The sequence below is a fragment of the Latilactobacillus parasakei genome, assembly GCF_049674265.1.
In the GTDB taxonomy this organism is placed as follows: domain Bacteria; phylum Bacillota; class Bacilli; order Lactobacillales; family Lactobacillaceae; genus Latilactobacillus; species Latilactobacillus sakei.
This window is the reverse complement of record NZ_CP186861.1, coordinates 1188825-1205949: the sequence shown is the minus strand read 5'-3', so window position 1 is coordinate 1205949 and position 17125 is coordinate 1188825. Positions and strand designations below refer to the sequence as shown.

Annotated in this window: 13 protein-coding genes; 8 read left to right on the top strand and 5 right to left on the bottom strand. The window is 42.5% G+C overall.

Translation table 11 applies throughout. The features are described from left to right. Positions 1-6 precede the first annotated feature (6 nt). Both ACPBEH_RS06240 and ACPBEH_RS06235 read right to left on the bottom strand, forming a co-directional pair. Positions 7-1545, bottom strand: coding sequence for a BCCT family transporter (locus tag ACPBEH_RS06240; protein WP_424350056.1), 1539 nt, complete (start codon positions 1543-1545; stop codon positions 7-9). 227 nt (positions 1546-1772) lie between these two features. Then, entirely contained in the window at positions 1773-2306 is a 534-nt protein-coding gene (locus tag ACPBEH_RS06235) for a PadR family transcriptional regulator (RefSeq protein WP_424348600.1), read from the bottom strand. Between the two features lie 204 nt (positions 2307-2510). Here ACPBEH_RS06235 and rpsN point away from each other — a divergent pair, with 204 nt between their 5' ends. After that, positions 2511-2780 carry a 30S ribosomal protein S14 gene (gene rpsN, locus ACPBEH_RS06230; RefSeq protein WP_085391622.1) on the top strand — a complete coding sequence of 90 codons (270 nt, stop codon included), beginning with the start codon at positions 2511-2513 and terminating at the stop codon, positions 2778-2780. 324 nt (positions 2781-3104) lie between these two features. Then, positions 3105-4280 carry a multidrug effflux MFS transporter gene (locus ACPBEH_RS06225; RefSeq protein ID WP_424348599.1) on the top strand — a complete coding sequence of 392 codons (1176 nt, stop codon included), beginning with the start codon at positions 3105-3107 and terminating at the stop codon, positions 4278-4280. A gap of 113 nt (positions 4281-4393) precedes the next feature. On the opposite strand, the gene ACPBEH_RS06220 is transcribed toward ACPBEH_RS06225, so the two are convergent. Continuing rightward, a complete protein-coding gene (locus ACPBEH_RS06220) occupies positions 4394-5005 on the bottom strand; it encodes a TetR/AcrR family transcriptional regulator (RefSeq protein ID WP_424348598.1) in 612 nt (203 codons plus the stop codon). Between the two features lie 142 nt (positions 5006-5147). On the opposite strand from ACPBEH_RS06220, the gene ACPBEH_RS06215 reads away from it, so the two are divergent. Both ACPBEH_RS06215 and ACPBEH_RS06210 read left to right on the top strand, forming a co-directional pair. Beyond that, entirely contained in the window at positions 5148-6860 is a 1713-nt protein-coding gene (locus ACPBEH_RS06215; protein ID WP_424348597.1) for an ABC transporter ATP-binding protein, read from the top strand. Positions 6861-6863: 3 nt separating this feature from the next. After that, the gene (locus ACPBEH_RS06210) at positions 6864-8657 is read left to right on the top strand and encodes an ABC transporter ATP-binding protein (protein ID WP_424348596.1); all 1794 of its coding nucleotides are present in this window, start codon (positions 6864-6866) and stop codon (positions 8655-8657) included. 177 nt (positions 8658-8834) lie between these two features. Here the strand turns inward: ACPBEH_RS06210 and ACPBEH_RS06205 are convergent, their stop codons facing one another. Together ACPBEH_RS06205 and ACPBEH_RS06200 are read right to left on the bottom strand one after the other, a co-directional pair. Continuing rightward, positions 8835-10883: a HelD family protein gene (locus ACPBEH_RS06205; protein WP_424348595.1), complete on the bottom strand. Its 2049-nt coding sequence runs from the start codon at positions 10881-10883 to the stop codon at positions 8835-8837. A 318-nt stretch (positions 10884-11201) separates the two neighbouring features. Continuing rightward, positions 11202-11999 (bottom strand): tyrosine-protein phosphatase, encoded by a 798-nt coding sequence (locus ACPBEH_RS06200; protein ID WP_424348594.1) that lies wholly within the window; start codon positions 11997-11999, stop codon positions 11202-11204. Between the two features lie 248 nt (positions 12000-12247). Between ACPBEH_RS06200 and guaB the strand changes: the two genes are divergently transcribed. The 4 genes from guaB to ACPBEH_RS06180 all read left to right on the top strand — a co-directional run bounded on the left by guaB (position 12248) and on the right by ACPBEH_RS06180 (position 17098). Beyond that, positions 12248-13729, top strand: coding sequence for an IMP dehydrogenase (gene guaB / locus ACPBEH_RS06195; RefSeq protein ID WP_076631972.1), 1482 nt, complete (start codon positions 12248-12250; stop codon positions 13727-13729). Positions 13730-13887: 158 nt separating this feature from the next. After that, on the top strand, positions 13888-14574 hold the full coding sequence (locus tag ACPBEH_RS06190) for a response regulator transcription factor (RefSeq protein WP_011373987.1): 687 nt from the start codon (positions 13888-13890) through the stop codon (positions 14572-14574). After that, the gene (locus ACPBEH_RS06185) at positions 14574-15773 is read left to right on the top strand and encodes a sensor histidine kinase (protein ID WP_056947319.1); all 1200 of its coding nucleotides are present in this window, start codon (positions 14574-14576) and stop codon (positions 15771-15773) included. Before ACPBEH_RS06190 ends, ACPBEH_RS06185 begins: the two co-directional genes overlap by 1 nt. An 11-nt stretch (positions 15774-15784) precedes the next feature. After that, positions 15785-17098 (top strand): serine hydrolase, encoded by a 1314-nt coding sequence (locus ACPBEH_RS06180; protein ID WP_424348593.1) that lies wholly within the window; start codon positions 15785-15787, stop codon positions 17096-17098. Positions 17099-17125 lie beyond the last annotated feature (27 nt).

The window sequence follows — 17125 nt, the reverse complement described above, 5'->3', positions numbered from 1 at the left end:
ACCGTATCACATAAAAAATTTTGGCGTAAGTTTTTTTTTCAGAAAATGAGAAGTTTCTTCATTTTCAATTTCGATCGGAATTTCACCGTTATGGACAGCATGGAAAATCGAAACGAGTAACAATGCACAGACAAAAATCAGTGGGAAGCCCGCAATCACACAAACCGCTTGAACGGTTTGAAAACTGCCGACAAGCACAATTCCGAGTGAAAATAAAATGAAAATGACAACCCAAGCCATCCGATTCCAACGGTTAGGTTGTTCGCCAATCTTCAATTCAAGACTAGTAAATGAGGAAACGATGAAGGCTGACGATGAAATGGTCGTGGCTAAGAAAATGAAGCAAGATAAACAGAAAATCGCGAGCATGACAATCTTCCAAGGGAGCGTTGTGATGACGGCGGCAATAACGGCAGCTTGACCTTGTGTATTTAATAGGTTGACAAGATCGACTTGCCCCGAACTTTGTAAGAAGAGGGCGTAACCGCCAAGGATGGCGTAAAAACTCATACAACTGAGCGCCCCATAAGTCGCCATCCCCAGTAGCACTTGGCGAATAGTCCGTCCACGAGAAATACGGGCGATGAACAAGCCCATCACAGGCATGTAAGATAGCCACCAGCCCCAATAAAAGAGCATTTCGTGTTGGGCGAAATGGCTATCAGAGCCAGTTGCGTTTAAACTGAGTTGCCCAAATTTACCAAATAAATGGAAAAGATCGTGACCTTCGGCGCCAATCAAATGACGGGTGGGACCGATTAATAAAACGAGTAATAAAAAGCCGATAGCGGTGTAAATGTGCCAAGCACTCAGTTTCTTGATCCCTTTATTTAACCCAGCGTAGACGGTTAAAGTGAAGAGCACGAATAAAACAACGAACAAGGCTAGTTTTAACCAGATGGTATCTGAAAAGCCAGTCATCGTACTAAGGACTTTAGAAATGACGGGGATTTCCATCCCAATTGAAGAGCCGATTCCGCCCATAATTCCGAAGACGACAATGAAATCGATGAGTTGGCGGATAACCTTTTTATAGGTTTGAGGGCCTTCTAGTAAATCGATGGCGGCACTCAAGCGCTGAACGCGTAAATTCTTAACATAGAGTGCATAACCAATCGCAATTGTGGCGGTGGCAAAAATCATCCAGGCCATTGGTCCCCAGTTAAACTGACCGCAGACGTTGGCGTAGCGGTAAGCCGCTGCTGAAAAGGGCTTAGCGCCAAATGGTGGATTTTGTAAGTATTGGAGTGGATCGGTGGTGCTGAGCATTAAGATGCTGGCATCAATCCCAGTGGCAAAAACCATGCTGCCCCATTGAAAATCGTTATATTCAGGTTTTTCGTTAGGTTGGCCCAAACGAATCCGGCCATAGTGACTACAGCCCAACCAAACCAAAAAGATGAAGTTAATAATATAAATACCTATGTAGAGCCATTGGGAATGGGACGTCATCGTGTCCAATAATTGCGAAATAGAGTGCTGGAGTGTGTCACCTCCTAACATTAGAAATGCGGAGACAATCCCGAACAATAACATCGTGGGGATAAAGACGACTTTATCAACATTCTTACGCTTTAAAATAATGTTCCTCCTGTGTTTGTTAAAGTCTAAGTTGTTTAATCAAAATAAAAAGCGCCCATACAATTGGTCAACTGACCACCTGTACAAGCGCGTTATTATAACGTATACAAATGAAAAAACAGCCTAACTTGATTTACTTCTTCTTATAGCATAGCACTTATCTGAGATTTGTTAAGGGTGGATTAAAAAGATTAACGATCAGCCGTGGCTAGCCATTTTAGGTAATCCTGTTCACGATTGATTGCATGCTCTAAAATCAGATAGTGGCCATAATTGGCAGTAATTGTGGCTTGGTTAGGGAAGACGAGTGCTTTACGCGCCAATAAATGAGTGAGTTTATCGGTGTGCAAGGTTGTTTGTTCCACAAACATAGCTGGTAGATGTTGATCATCTTTTGATTCGATAAAATAGAGTTTGAGGATGAATTCGTCCTTGCTAGCGAGAATTTCACTGGTGGGCGAATAACGCCATTCGTTGAAATAGCTAACACCACTAGGGGTAATCGTGTATTGCTTCTTCTTGAGTTTAGTGCCAGAAATGAGTTCGATATGGGTAATTAGAGCTTCGGTTTCAAGGCGTTTTAGTTCGGGATAGATTTGGCTATGTTTGGCCTGCCAAAATTCACCAATTTCATTTTCAAAAACGCGTTTGAGGTCGTATCCAGTTTTGGGCGCCTGATTTAATAGACCGAGGAGTAAGTACTGGAGAATATTTTTCTGTGCCATATAGAAGTTCCTTTCTAAGCGAAATCTTATTTAAAGTATAGCATAGGGACGATATATCGTTGCAATTAGAATATAGTTACTTTTTGTAAGTCTTTTTAATTGAATTTCGAAGCGGTTTGGTATAGGATAGCTGAATTGGGTGTCTAATCAGGCTATTTTCTGAGGGAAATAGCAACAATACTAATAATAGAAGGAGGCCATTCAATGGCTAAGAAATCAAAGATTGCAAAATTGGCAAAACAACGCGCACTAGTCGCAAAATATGCGGATCTACGCGCGACTTTAAAAGCGGAAGGCAACTACGCCGCTTTAGCACAACTACCAAAGGATTCAAGTCCAGTTCGTCTACGTAACCGAGACTTGATTGATGGCCGACCAAGAAGTTTCATGCGTAAATTTGGGATGAGCCGGATCAATTTCCGGGAATTAGCCCACAAAGGGCAAATCCCAGGCGTCAAAAAAGCAAGCTGGTAAAAAAAGTGAGTGGTTTTCAGCATAGGGATATTTTGAGGATTAGCATAGCTGCGTGAATAAACGACGAAGTCGCTTATTTGCGTGGCGTAGCTAACCGGAAAAATATCCCTATGCTGAAAAGCACGTTAAAGAGGTCTCTTCGAGGCCTCTTTTTCTATACCTTGAATTCACAATGCTTTTTTGATATATTGGTAGGAATTGTTTAACAAGTCAACTAAATTAAATGAGGAGGGTTGAAGATGAGTTATTCACAATTTATCCAAAGTGCGACCGTAAGTGACTAAAGACGTTTTTCAGCAGATTAAATTAATTAGGAGTTTTAAAATGAAAAACGTCTCAAAAAAAAGTCCATCAATTCTATTAATGATTGTGTTGGTGGGATTTCCACAAATTAGCGAATCAATTTTTACGCCCGTCTTACCGATGATTAGTCGGGCCTTTCACGTCAGTGCGCAAACGGCACAATTGACGATGAGCACCTATTTTATGGCTTTTGCCTTTGGTGTTTTATTCTGGGGCTGGTTATCCGATCAGCTCGGGCGACGACTAACCATGTTGTTAGGTATCGGCGTCTACCTACTTGGGAATAGCGGCCTGTTATTGGCCGGTCATTTTAGTTGGTTAATTCTAGCGAGATTAGTACAGGCTTTTGGCGCGAGTGTTGGTTCAGTGGTGACACAAACCATTATGCGTGAATCCTTCAGTGGTGTGCGCGGGGCCCAAGTATTTGCCAAAGTTGGTGCGGCCATGGCACTTGCACCAGCCTTAGGCCCGTTGATTGGCGGTCTTGTCCAAACCTATTTTGGTTATCGCCAAGTTTTCTCGGTGTTAATTATGATGGCGGTTGGCGCGATTTTATACGCGGGTGCGTGTTTACCAGAAACACGGCCAGCTGGTGTGCCGGCACAGATCAATGTCGGGGCAGTGACGAAACGCTTGCTGACGGATAAAAAAGTCTGGGTCTATGGGGCCGTGATTAGCGGCATCAACGGTATCTTATTCAGTTATTACGCTGAAGCACCGTTTATCTTTATCAACCATTTTCATCTCAGTACGGTTCAATATGGCTGGTTAGGGCTTGTGTTAGCCGCTGCTAGCATTTTAGGCGCAATGACCACCAATTACGGCGCACCCAAGTTTGGAGCGGTGATGATGGCTAAATTTGGCTTAGTGCTTGCTTTAGTAGGGAGCCTGTTATTGTTGGTTGCCAGTTATTATGATCAGCTGTTGTTGATGGTCATTTTAATTCTAATCGTCTTTTGGGGTTTAAATACGACTTTACCGGTCGTTTTAAACCTGGCATTAGTCGGTTACGAAGCGGTGATTGGCACTGCCAGTGGACTATTTAGTTTTGGTTATTACCTTGCAATCAGTGCTTTGACTTACGGCATGAGTTTGTTGCATACAGGCGCAATCAGTCGATTGCCATTGTATATCGTAACGATTGTCGCTGTCATGGCACTTTGGTATGGGTTAGTGATTCGAAATAACGAAGAGTAATTAAAAAGGACCTGAGACAAAATTATTTTTGTCCCAAGTCCTTTTTTGGTGGTTAAGAATGGCGTTGTGGGTCAAGACCAGCTAGAAAAATATCTAAGCCCAACATAAATTTTTCAGCGGAGTGTTGCTGTTGTTGCCGGTGGTGTTCGAACGTTTCTAAAAAAAGCGTCGAAATGATTGTTAGCAGCGATTGTCTTCATCTTCAGCGGAAGTTGTGCGAGGTAAGGATCAGTTTGACTGAGTGCGCGTTGTTTCATCTCAATTTCCCCTGCGATATCGGCGAAGAGACCTGACATGAAGTGGTCGATGGATTCAATCGCTAGGCTACTTTGTTCGGGTGTAAAGCCAGCGTCTAATAAGATTTGTAAGAGTTGGTTAATAAGATTAAGGCGGATTTTGGTCGCAGGGACGGTCCGCAACATTAATTCGGCTGCGTATGGCCGTTCGAGGTAGGCGGCATAAATTGTTTTGAAGATCAGCTTGATCTGTTCAGTCCAAGGCATGTCCGGTGTCGTTGGCGGAAATTGAATCCCGGCGATAATCTCGTCAGCCATTGCTTGAAGGAGCGCTTGTTTGTTCTCAAAGTGCCAATAAAAAGTCGCGACGCCAATGTGGAGCTTGGCCGCAATTTTACGAATTGAGAGCTGTTCAACTGTCCCGCCTGTTTGCATAATTTCAAAGGCAGCGGCCGTAATTTGGGCTGCTGAAATTGTTTGTTTAACCATCTTAATAAACCGCCTTTATTTTTCAGAAAAAAGAATTGTAATTATTTTTAAAATTTGTTAAAGTATTAACTCGAACACTGTTCGATTATACTGTACATGACTTGTACGAGCTAATCAACTTACAGGAAAAAGAGGGATGCGCATGTCATTATTGAAACAGCACTTGAAGCCATATCTAGGCGTTTTTAGTCTATCTATATTAGCCACCATTATATCTGTTGCGTCTTCACTATGGCAACCAAAACTATTACAAAACGTTTTGGAAGGCATTATGAAAGATGACCAAGATAAAGTGATGCAAATTGGGATTTATCTCATCGTGATTGCCGTTGTCGGTTTAATTGCTGGGGTCGTCAATACGATTACGTCGGCGATTACCGCACAAGGGATGACCGCCGATATTCGGGAAACGACTTTTAGAAAGATTCAGACTTTTTCATTTGCTAACATTGAGAAATTCTCAGTTGGGAATCTTTCGGTGCGCTTAACGAATGATATGACCCAGATTCAAAATGTGATTATGATGTCTCTTCAAACGTTGGTCCGGATTCCGATTCTATTTGTCGTCAGTTTCATTTTAGCGATGAACTCAATTCCGAGCTTATGGTGGATTATTATTCTCTTAGTGGTCCTTGTTTTTGTGATTACCTTTTTATCAATGGGATCAATGGGGAAACACTTTGGTGCGATTCAAAATTTAATCGATAAGATTAACAACCTCGCTAAAGAAAATTTAATGGGCACGCGGATTGTGAAGTCCTTTGTCCAGGAAGATAATAAAATTAATCGCTTTTCAAAAACCAGTGATCAATTAGAAAAACATACGGCAATTGTCGGGATGCTCTTTTCAGTGATGATTCCTTCATTTATGTTGGTCGCTAACTTAGCAGTTGTTGCTTCAATCTATTTCGTCGGTAACTTAGTCGATACAGATCCGGAAGCAATCGCCGCAATTGCCTCATTTATGAACTACTTAATGCAAATCATGATGTCGATTATTATGGGCGGCATGATGATGATGATGGCTTCTCGTGGGGCAGTTTCGTTGAAACGACTCCAAGAAATCCTCGCCACAGATCCTGATATTGTGTACCCTGATGTGCCAGATCAAGACTTAGCTGGGACCCTGGCTTTTGATCATGTCAGCTTCCGTTATCCAGAAGATGATCATGATACGTTGAACGATATTAGTTTTGAAATTAATGCGGGTGAAATGATCGGGATTGTCGGCGCAACTGGTGCTGGTAAATCAACGATGGCCCAATTGATTCCACGTTTATTCGATCCAACAAAAGGTGAAATTCGCATTGGCGGGGTCCCAATTAAGGAATTGAACGAACATAACTTACACGATTCAGTGTCATTCGTACTTCAAAAAGCGATTCTTTTCTCAGGTACGATTGCGCAGAACTTGAAACATGGTAAAAAAGATGCGGATACGGCTGATATGGATCGCGCGACTGGCATTGCGCAAGCCAAGGAATTCATCGAGAAATTAGCCGATACGTATGATGCACCGGTTGAAGAACGCAGTGCCAACTTCTCAGGGGGGCAGAAACAACGCCTTTCAATTTCACGTGGTGTGATTGGCCAACCTAAGATTCTAATCTTAGATGATAGTACGAGTGCGCTTGATGCCCATTCTGAAAAACTGGTAAAAGAAGCCCTTGATCGAGAATTAGCCGATACAACGACGTTGATTATTGCGCAAAAGATTTCGTCCGTGGTCAATGCTGATCGAATCTTGGTCTTAGATGAAGGTCGCCTAGTCGGTGTCGGAACGCATCATGAGTTGTTAGAAACAAGTGCTGTTTACCGCGAAATTTTCGAAACTCAAAAGGGAAAGCGAGGCTAAATTATGAAAGAATTTAAACGTGCCATGGTCTTTTTCTACCATTATTTAAAACGCTATAAACCATCTTTTGCACTGATCCTTGTGATGACCGTTTTTGCCACTTATTTACAAGTCAAGGCGCCCGAATATATTGGGGATGCACTGAATGAATTGGTTAAATACGCCACGAAGTTTCAGGTTTTAAAAGCCCAACATTTACCAACCAGTGGGGCTTCTAAAGATGCTTTTATTGATGTCATTGTGTCGTTAGTCCTTTTTTACGTCTTGAGTTCAGCGGCGACCTTTGTCTCAAGTGCAGCTTTTTCACGCGTCAATGCGTTATCGACCAACCGGATGCGGATTGGGTTATTCAATAAATTACAAAAGATGCAGATTAAATATTTTGACCGTCATTCAGATGGCGATATCCTTAGCCGTTTTACGAGTGATTTAGATAATATTTATAACGCGATGAACCAAGTGTTAAGCCAATTAGTGTCGGGAACGGCCTTGTTGATTGGTTTGTTAATTATGATGTTTAGAAAAGATACCCAATTGGCGTGGGTCACAATCGCGTCAGTGCCAATTTCGTTTATTTTAGCGTGGATTATTATCAACAAAGCGCAAAAATACGTCAATGTGCAACAAGACGAAGTGGGTAAGTTAAATGGTTATATCAATGAAAAAATCACAGGTCAAAAAGTGATTATTACCAACAGCCTACAAGCTGAAACGATTGATGGCTTTGTTGAACATAACGAAAGTGTCCGGAAAGCAACCTTGAAAGGCCAAATTTATTCAGGGATGATTTTCCCATTGATGCAAGGGATGTCGCTGGTCAATACAGCGATCGTGATCTTCTTTGGGAGTTGGTTGGCAGTCAACGGGGATATCAAGAAATCCGTTGCTTTAGGGTTAGTCGTGACTTTCGTGCAATATTCACAACAATTCTATAATCAAATTGCGCAACTCTCATCAAGTTATAGCATGATTCAATTGGCAATTACCGGTGCACGCCGGGTCAATGAAGTCTTTGATGAAGATGATGAGGTTCGTCCAACTAATGGGCAACAATTCAACGGGATTGAACGTTCAGTAACGATGGAACATGTTGATTTTAGTTACTTACCAGGCAAACAAATCCTGCACGACGTGAATATTGAGGTTGATAAGGGCCAAATGATTGCGTTGGTTGGGCCAACTGGCTCTGGGAAAACGACGGTCATGAACTTGATGAACCGGTTCTATGATGTGGATCAAGGCGCCGTTAAGATTGACGGCGTTGATATCCGTGACATGGATTTGGATACGTTACGGTCACATGTGGGGATTGTTCTTCAAGAATCAGTCTTATTTGCAGGGACGATTCGCGATAACATTGTCTTTGGAAAACCAGATGCGACTGATGATGAAGTGATTGCAGCGGCGCAACAAGCGCACATTCACGATTTCATCATGACGTTGGAAGATGGCTATCAAACGAAGGTTAGCGAAGAAGATAATATCTTCAGTACGGGTCAAAAACAATTGATCAGTATTGCGCGGACGATTATTACGGATCCAGCGCTTTTGATTTTGGATGAAGCAACAAGTAACGTTGATACGGTGACTGAAAGCCATATCCAAAAAGCAATGGAAAATGTGATTCAGGGACGGACCAGTTTTGTAATCGCCCATCGCTTGAAAACCATCTTAAATGCGGATCGGATTATCGTCTTAAAAGATGGCCGAATTATCGAAGAAGGCAATCATCAAGAATTACTAGCACAAGAAGGCTTCTACGCAGAATTGTATAACAATCAATTTGTATTTGAATAAGAGTGTGAGTTCAGCCGGTTATATCCTGAGGATTAGCAGTGGATTGCGAATGAGCGATGAAGTCGATCATTTGTGATTCGTCGCTAACCGGAAGGATATGGCTGAAGGAACACGTTTCAAGCCCCCAAAAAAATCCCGGTTTAGCCATTTTATATTGGCTAAACCGGGATTTTTTGATTATGCATTTAAGGCATGCGGTAAGGTGCCAAGTGCGCTGAGCGTTAAAAGATGGGTCGCTCTTGAAATAGCGGTGTAGAGGCGGTTACGTCCCACTGCTGGTTCAGTGTAGTAGTCATTGGTTAAGTCGTATAACAAGACGTTATCAAATTCCAAACCTTTAGCGAGTGTTAATGGTAATGTGAAAGCCCCACTTTCGGGGAGGGTGGTCGTTTCTGTGGATAAGTGGTGGACATCTTTTAACTTTAAAAGGCTTTCATCAAACTGACCGGCAGGGGTAATAATCGCTAATGTTTGGTCAGCGGGCAGTTGATCGATTTGCGCTTGGATTTGTGCCAGGTAGTCCGCGTCATTAGTCGCACTTAGATGGGTTGGTTGAACACCGTGCGGTTGGACTGCGTGAACATCAGTCAAGTCAGGGAATAACTGACTGAATAACGCGGTAATCGCACCGGATGAGCGGTAACTCGTCCGCAATGCTTGGGTTTTTAGATTAGGAAAAATCGCGGGCAGTTTACTGAATTGAATTTTATGAGGTGTGATACTTTGATGTTGATCACCGAAGACGGTGAATTGTGCCTTGGGGAAAAGCTGTTTAAAAAGGTGCAATGTGCTAGCGTGATAGTCTTGCACTTCATCGATAAAGACCTGTTTAACTTTGGGGAAAACGCGCTGCGTTAAATAACTGTAAACTTGTGCTGCAATCACGGCATCCACAGTTGATTGGCGCGCAATAATTTGGTCAAAGGCTAACCACTGATAATCGTGCAATTGTTCAGATAAATCTTGGTAATCATAGCGGACCATTTTTAAAGCGAGCGGTGCTAATGGTTCGTCTTCGCGAATTAAGCGTCCGAAGGTTTGCTGCTGCTCGGTTTCCGTTAAACTTTCTAAGCGTGTTAAAGTTATGGGGGTTTTGGCGATTGTTATTAATTGTTCCTGTAGATAACTTGTGAGTTGTTGTTGGGTGGCTTGAATGCGTTTGTCCAATGGTGCATCCACCGGCGTCTTCAAGAAAAATTGATAACTAGTAGCGGCGTCAATTGTGAAGGGTAAGCCGCTATTTAATGACTGGAAGTCGCTTGCTTCCAATGTTAGTTGGTCAATAGCTAGGGTAACCGGTTGTGCTGCAATGGGAAGATCTGCCAACTCTTCTGGCAGCAACTGCGCTAATAGTTGTTGCAAAGTGAGGTTAACCGGTGTTTGTTCGCCGAGATCTGGCAGGACTTGAGCGATATAGTCTTGGAATAAGCGGTTAGGTGAAATCATCAAGACTTCGTTGAGCGCTAGTTCCTTGCGTTGTCGATAGAGGAGATAGGCAATTCGTTGAAAAATAACGGATGTTTTACCGCTACCAGCAATGCCATCGATTAGGAGATGGTCAGTCGTTTGTTGACGAATAATCGCATTTTGTTCTTTTTGAATCGTCGCGGTAATGGCACTCATTTGAGTTGTTTTAGCTTCTTTTAACGTTGCTAATAATAGTGGGTCTTCAATCGCGATTTGGGTATCGAAGAAATCGATTAATTGGTCAGCTTGAATTTGAAATTGGCGCCGTTGATTTAAAGTTACCGGTATTTGGCGGTCATTAGCTTGATAACTCGTGGGGCCGAATGTCTGTTGATAATAAACATCAGCGATTGGTGAACGCCAATCAAAAATAACGGGTTCGCCATCTTGATTGGTATAACTAGCTGAACCGAGATAGAAGTCCTCGCTGTCGATTTCTTCCGGGAAGGTTAGTGTGATTTTAGCAAAGTAGGGTTGTTCTAAAAGGCGTAACGTTTCGTCTTTTCTAGCAATCAATGAATCGGTTTTGAGGTTGAGCATATCGATTTCTTTATTGATAGTTTCTAGGGCGGCAAAGGTGTCGAGGTTATCGGCGTATGAATCAAAGTTGAGTTTAGCTTCGCCGGTGATCTGGGCCTTAATGGTGTTACCGGCCTGATGATTCTGTGACTGGGCATCGTTGATGGACACTAAAGTGGCCGTTAGTTGTTGATAAATTGTGGTTAAGTGGATTTGTTCTTGTTCGAAATCGGTTGTCATGCAATCAGCCCCTTACAAAGTTGTTTACCTAGTGTAGCAAGTCCAATATGAAAAGAACAGTCTTGTAATCACATGAAAAAGCGCGCATAATTAACTTATGGAAGAGCGGTAATTGCTCTAAAAACGGTAAAAAGAGGTGCCCCCAAAATTAATTTTGGGAGCACCTCTTTTGGTTTCTTTTTGAAAGGGGGCACGCTAGTCGAAACGTGCCATTGAAGCTAGATTTCTGCGCTTTGCTACGTCCCGCAAATAATCGACTGTGTCGCTTATTCACTGGCCTAGGCAAATGCTCAAAATCTAAACACTTGCAAAGGCACTCTATTCTAAGTAGTCCTTCTTTAATTGCGCTATTTCTTCTGGTTTGAGGGCCATTGCTTGAGCTAAGTAGTTGTCCATATTGCCGTAATGGTGTTCGATTGTTTCTCTGACGAGTTCGAGATGGGCTTTTGAAACGCTCTTGCCATTCATTGCCGCGACTTGGGCGTCATTGCTGCTGATGCGAGTGGGTGCCGTTGTGGTTAAGCCTAGGACTTCGTTTGAAAGGACGAAATCATCTGAAATGGTTGCCCAGTCTACGCCTAATGCGCTGAGGATGAGCATTGTACCAATCCCAGTTCGATCTTTGCCAGCTGAGCAGTGATAAAGGACCGCACCGTCATTGCCATGGTTATTCAATAATACGGTAAATAGGTCGCGGTAAGCTGCTTGTGCGTGAGAGTCTGTGACTAATTGTTCGTACATTCGGTCCATGCTTGAACGTTCGGGTGTAGCGGGTTCTTTTTTACCAAAGAGATGAAATAATCCCTTTTTCGCTGGTTTTTTAGGGGCGTCTGCTTGATCGGTAAACGGAAATACCGAAAGACGATGATAAGTTAATTGGCTGTCGTCAAATGGATCTGGGGCAACCTTAATTTCATGACGGGAACGGAAGTCAACATCGTAAGCAACGCCGTAATTTAGGAGGTCCTCAATGTCTGTTGCGGTTAGTGCGTTAAGACTGCCTGAGCGCAGTAATTTATGCCATTTAACGGTCTTACCGTCAACGGTTGGATAACCACCTAGTTCGCGAAGATTATAGCTACGTGTTAAATTTAAAACCCGTTGTTGTTCTTGCATGCCAATCCATCCTTTGTAATAAGTTACTTCTATTGTATAACGAAGATTGATGATATGCACCTTTATTTTGAATGTTCGGAAACTGTTTAAAGACAATTGATCGTAAAATAAGTTTTTAGTAAGAGCCCATTGACCTTTACTGAAAAATCTGCTAATATTTTATCAAATTTTAAATCAGTTAATCATGATGGTTAATACGAACGTTTAGTTGATTGATGGCCGATTAAGTTCATGAATGGAGGAAGATTATGTCTGCATGGGAATCAAAATTTACAAAAAAAGGGTTTACGTTCGATGATGTCTTATTAGTACCAGCGGAGAGCCACGTATTACCAAATGAGGTTGATCTAGGAGTGCAACTTGCTAAGAATATCAAGTTGAACACACCAATTATGAGTGCCAGCATGGATACCGTTACGGAAGCACCAATGGCAATCGCTATGGCGCGTCAAGGTGGTTTAGGGGTTATTCATAAGAATATGAGTATCGAACGCCAAGCAGATGAAGTATTGAAGGTTAAACGTTCAGAAAACGGTGTTATTATTGATCCGTTTTATTTAACAGCGGACAAACCTGTCAGTGCTGCTGAAGATTTGATGCGCACATACCGCATTAGTGGTGTCCCAATCGTTTCAAATCTCGATGAGCTTAAGTTAGTCGGGATTATTACGAACCGTGATTTACGCTTCATCTCTGACTTCTCTGTTGAAATCGGAACGGTCATGACTCACGAAGCACTTGTAACAGCACCTGTGGGCACTTCTTTAGAAGAAGCTGAACAAATCCTCCAACAAAACAGAATTGAAAAATTACCTTTAGTTGGTGATGATGGTCGCTTAGCGGGCTTAATCACGATTAAAGATATTGAAAAAGTTCAAGAATTCCCTAAGGCTGCTAAGGATCAATATGGTCGCTTATTAGTTGCTGCTGCTGTCGGTGTCACAAGTGATACTTTTGACCGTGCAGAAGCCCTATTAAAAGCTGGTGCTGATGCCATTATCATTGATACAGCGCATGGTCATTCAGCTGGTGTTTTACGTAAAATTGCCGAAATCCGGGCTCGCTTCCCAGAAGCAACCTTGATTGCAGGAAACGTCGCAACAGCTGAAGGCACAAAAGCCTTATATGATGCTGGTGTGGATGTTGTTAAAGTTGGGATTGGCCCTGGTTCAATCTGTACAACTCGGATTGTCGCCGGCGTTGGTGTCCCACAATTAACAGCCATTTATGATGCTGCTAGTGTCGCCCGTGAATATGGTAAGACAATTATCGCTGATGGTGGCATTAAGTATTCAGGTGATATTGTTAAAGCTCTTGCAGCCGGTGGTAATGCCGTTATGCTTGGTAGCATGTTAGCCGGTACTGACGAAGCACCTGGCGAATTTGAAATCTATCAAGGTCGTCGTTTCAAGACTTATCGTGGGATGGGTAGCTTGGCTGCCATGTCACACGGTTCATCAGATCGTTACTTCCAAAGTGGCGTGAATGAAGCAAACAAGTTAGTCCCAGAAGGTATCGAAGGTCGCGTAGCTGCCAAAGGCGCACTTGGCGATGTTATCTACCAATTACTTGGTGGTTTACGTTCAGGGATGGGCTATGTTGGTGCTGCTAACCTCCGTGATTTACAGGACAATGCACAATTTGTTCAAATCTCAAACGCTGGTTTAACAGAATCACATCCACATGATGTTCAAATTACAAAAGAAGCACCTAATTATTCAGCAAGATAAACCTATGTTAAAATGAAGGCGCTGGGGCAAATTTAATTTTGTCGCCGGCGTCTTTTTTATGGATGGATTTAAAGAATTCTTTACCCTTACCAATCCGATTCTTTGTTACAATAATAGCGAATCACTCAAACGTGTTTAAATTAAATGAGGTAATTAATATGAAAATTCTAATTGTTGATGATGATAAAGAAATTGTTGAACTACTCAGTATTTATGTCAAAAATGAAGGTTATGAACCCATTCAAGCTTTTACCGGCAAGGAAGCTTTGACTAAAATTGCCACTAACCCGGGCATTGATTTAATGATTTTAGATATTATGATGCCTAATATGAGCGGGATTGAAGTTATCAAAGCGGTTCGCAAGGATTCACAAGTGCCGATTTTGGTGGTTTCTGCCAAAACAACGGATATGGACAAAATCCAAGGCCTCATCACAGGTGCGGATGATTATGTGTCTAAACCATTCAATCCGCTTGAAGTGATGGCACGTGTGAAATCATTATTACGCCGTAGCCAACAGCAGGTGACAAACGAAGTGCCTGACATTCTAGAAGTGGGGCCACTTGTGATTAAGCGCGATTCGCATGAGGTAACAACGATTGCGGGCAAACAAATCCAATTAACGGCGCTTGAATTCGGGATTTTATATCTTTTAGCGAGCCATCCTAACCGGGTCTTTTCAGCGGATGATATTTTTGAACGGGTTTGGAAGCAAGAAAGTATTGTGTCAGCTAAAACCGTGATGGTCCATGTTAGTCATTTACGGGATAAAATCGAAGAAGCAACTGACGGGGAAAAAGTGATTGAAACCGTCTGGGGTGTCGGATATAAGGTCGAGGTCTAATGAACGAATATCAAGTCGGACAAGATTTTAAAAAAGTACAACTCACTGCCAAAGAAAAGAGTGAGCTGTTTGCTGAGGGGATCATTACGGTGATCCTTTTATTGTTGTTAAATTTATCAATTATGGTCCTATTGCAACAAGCAATCGTTAATAATCCGCAATTGCGTGGTGGCGTTTGGATGATTAAAAATGCGATTGCGATTGGCCCTAATGGTTGGCATATCTGGAGTTGGCAAAACTGGTTTGTGATTTTGATGGGAATTGCGGATGTGCTAGTGGTTTATTGGCGCTTAATTCGCCGCTATCACCAAATGCAGATGTGGCACGTTATTGGTGAATTACATTACATCGCTGATGGTCATCTAGAACACCGCATCAACTTGCGGGTTAATCGCGATTTGCAACGCGTGATTGATAGTGTCAATACACTGGTTGATAGCACGGTCCGCTCAATGGAAGAAGAACGCAAAATTGAAAAGAGTAAGGATGAACTGATCACCAACGTCAGTCATGATTTACGCACACCATTAACGTCCATTATTGGTTACCTAGGTTTAATTGAAGATAATCAGTATCAAACCAAGGATGAATTAACCAAGTACACACATACGGCCTATGTGAAGGCCCAACAAATGAAAGTCTTAGTTGAAGACTTATTCGAATACACAAAGGTTCGGCAAACTTCAACGCCAATTGCTAAAACGACTTTTGATATGGAACAAATGCTAGAACAACTAGCGGCTAGCTTTGAATTAGAAGCACAGAAGAAAAATATGCAGATTACAGTAGAATGCCAACCTGCACCATTGATGATGGAAGCTGACACCGAAAAGTTGGGCAGAGTTTTCAATAATTTGATTGCCAATGCATTGAAGTATGGCAAAGGTGGCAAGCAAATCATTTTATCAGCCGAAAAGGTTGGTCAAGAGGCAATCATTAAAGTCTCCAATGATGGGCAACAAATTCCAAGTGACTCATTAAATCAATTGTTCGATCGTTTTTATCGCGTGGAAGCATCACGTTCACAAGAAACTGGCGGGACGGGGCTCGGTTTAGCAATCACGCAAAGTATTGTGGCCTTGCACGGCGGTTATATTTATGCAGATTCCACCCCAGAACTGACTAGTTTTGTGATACACTTACCTTTAAAACTAGGACGTCAGATTGAACCTCAAAATGGCGCCGCTAAAAACAGTTAAGGAGTAGCATTGTGTTTAAAAGAATATTACAGGTTTTAATGACTGGCCTTTTATTAGTGACCCCAGTGGCTGTTGCGACAAGTGCAACGCAACAGGGTGTTCAAGCGGCTACGGCCACTAGCGCACCGCAGGTTGACGCTAGCGCCGCAATTGCAATCGATCCCCAATCAGGACAGGTTTTGTATGAAAAGAATGCTGACCAAGTCTTACCGATTGCATCGATGACCAAGATGATCACCGCCTATATTGTCTTAGATCAAATTAAACAGGGTAAGTTGAAGTGGGATCAAACGACTAAACCAGACGCTGCCATTTATAAGCTGAGCCAGGACAAGGAATTAACAAACGTCCCACTTCAAGCTGATAAGGCGTATAGTGTTCGTGAATTATATCAAGCGATGTTGATTGCTTCAGCAAATGATGCAGCAATGATGCTAGCCAATTTAGCGGCTGGTTCACAAAAGAACTTCGTTGATTTGATGCGCCAACAAGTCAGTCAATGGGGCATTAAGGATGCTAAGTTATATTCCGTTTCAGGGTTGAATAACCAGTATTTAACAGGAGAGACGTATCCAGGTAGTGCCGCTGATGCGGAAAACGAAATGAGTGCTTCAGAAGTCGCAATCGTGGCGCAACACTTATTGAAGACTTTCCCAGAAGTGCTAGAAACAACTAAACAAACGGCCTTTACGTTTGGGCCTAAGACGATCGACGAAACGAAGATGGCCACTTGGAACTTAATGTTACCAGGCCAAAATAATGCGCCCAAAGATTACGTTGTCGACGGTTTGAAGACCGGGACAACGGATAAAGCTGGCGATTGTTTTACCGGGACGGCCACTAAAGATGGCCAACGGATTTTAACCGTTGTAATGCACGCTAATGGTAGTGACAAAGGGCGTCGTTTTATTGAAACCAATAAAGTGATGCAATATGTTTTTGATAACTGGCAACAAACGCAACTCGTCAAAAAAGGGGCAACCATCAAACCTTTTGCAACGGCTGATGTGAAGTATGGTCGGACGAAGACTGTCGCACTTGAAACACCGCAAGCAATTGCAATGTGGGTTCCTAAAGGCACACAAGTTGCTAATGTTGATTGGGATTATCAAGTGGTTCAAGGTGGTCAAAAGCGACAACTAACGGCTCCTGTTAAGAAGGCGGCCGTCATCGGTAAAGTGACACCGAAGATTGCGGGCGTGACAAACCGTTACTTAGGGACGACACCGCAATATACAGTACAAACCAAGACGGCTGATCCAAAAGCTAATGTCTTTGTCTTAATCGGTACGGGTGTTCGTGAATTTTTCACTAATTTATTCTAATTAAATCAGAGGAATGCTTAAGCGAGA

Bases quoted from the DNA above. Each gene is read 5' to 3' on its own strand.
- ACPBEH_RS06235 (WP_424348600.1), bottom strand. From the start codon at position 2,306: ATGGCACAGAAAAATATTCTCCAGTACTTACTCCTCGGTCTATTAAAT.
- rpsN (WP_085391622.1), top strand. From the start codon at position 2,511: ATGGCTAAGAAATCAAAGATTGCAAAATTGGCAAAACAACGCGCACTA.
- ACPBEH_RS06225 (WP_424348599.1), top strand. From the start codon at position 3,105: ATGAAAAACGTCTCAAAAAAAAGTCCATCAATTCTATTAATGATTGTG.
- ACPBEH_RS06220 (WP_424348598.1), bottom strand. From the start codon at position 5,005: ATGGTTAAACAAACAATTTCAGCAGCCCAAATTACGGCCGCTGCCTTT.
- ACPBEH_RS06215 (WP_424348597.1), top strand. From the start codon at position 5,148: ATGTCATTATTGAAACAGCACTTGAAGCCATATCTAGGCGTTTTTAGT.
- ACPBEH_RS06210 (WP_424348596.1), top strand. From the start codon at position 6,864: ATGAAAGAATTTAAACGTGCCATGGTCTTTTTCTACCATTATTTAAAA.
- ACPBEH_RS06205 (WP_424348595.1), bottom strand. From the start codon at position 10,883: ATGACAACCGATTTCGAACAAGAACAAATCCACTTAACCACAATTTAT.
- ACPBEH_RS06200 (WP_424348594.1), bottom strand. From the start codon at position 11,999: ATGCAAGAACAACAACGGGTTTTAAATTTAACACGTAGCTATAATCTT.
- guaB (WP_076631972.1), top strand. From the start codon at position 12,248: ATGTCTGCATGGGAATCAAAATTTACAAAAAAAGGGTTTACGTTCGAT.
- ACPBEH_RS06190 (WP_011373987.1), top strand. From the start codon at position 13,888: ATGAAAATTCTAATTGTTGATGATGATAAAGAAATTGTTGAACTACTC.
- ACPBEH_RS06185 (WP_056947319.1), top strand. From the start codon at position 14,574: ATGAACGAATATCAAGTCGGACAAGATTTTAAAAAAGTACAACTCACT.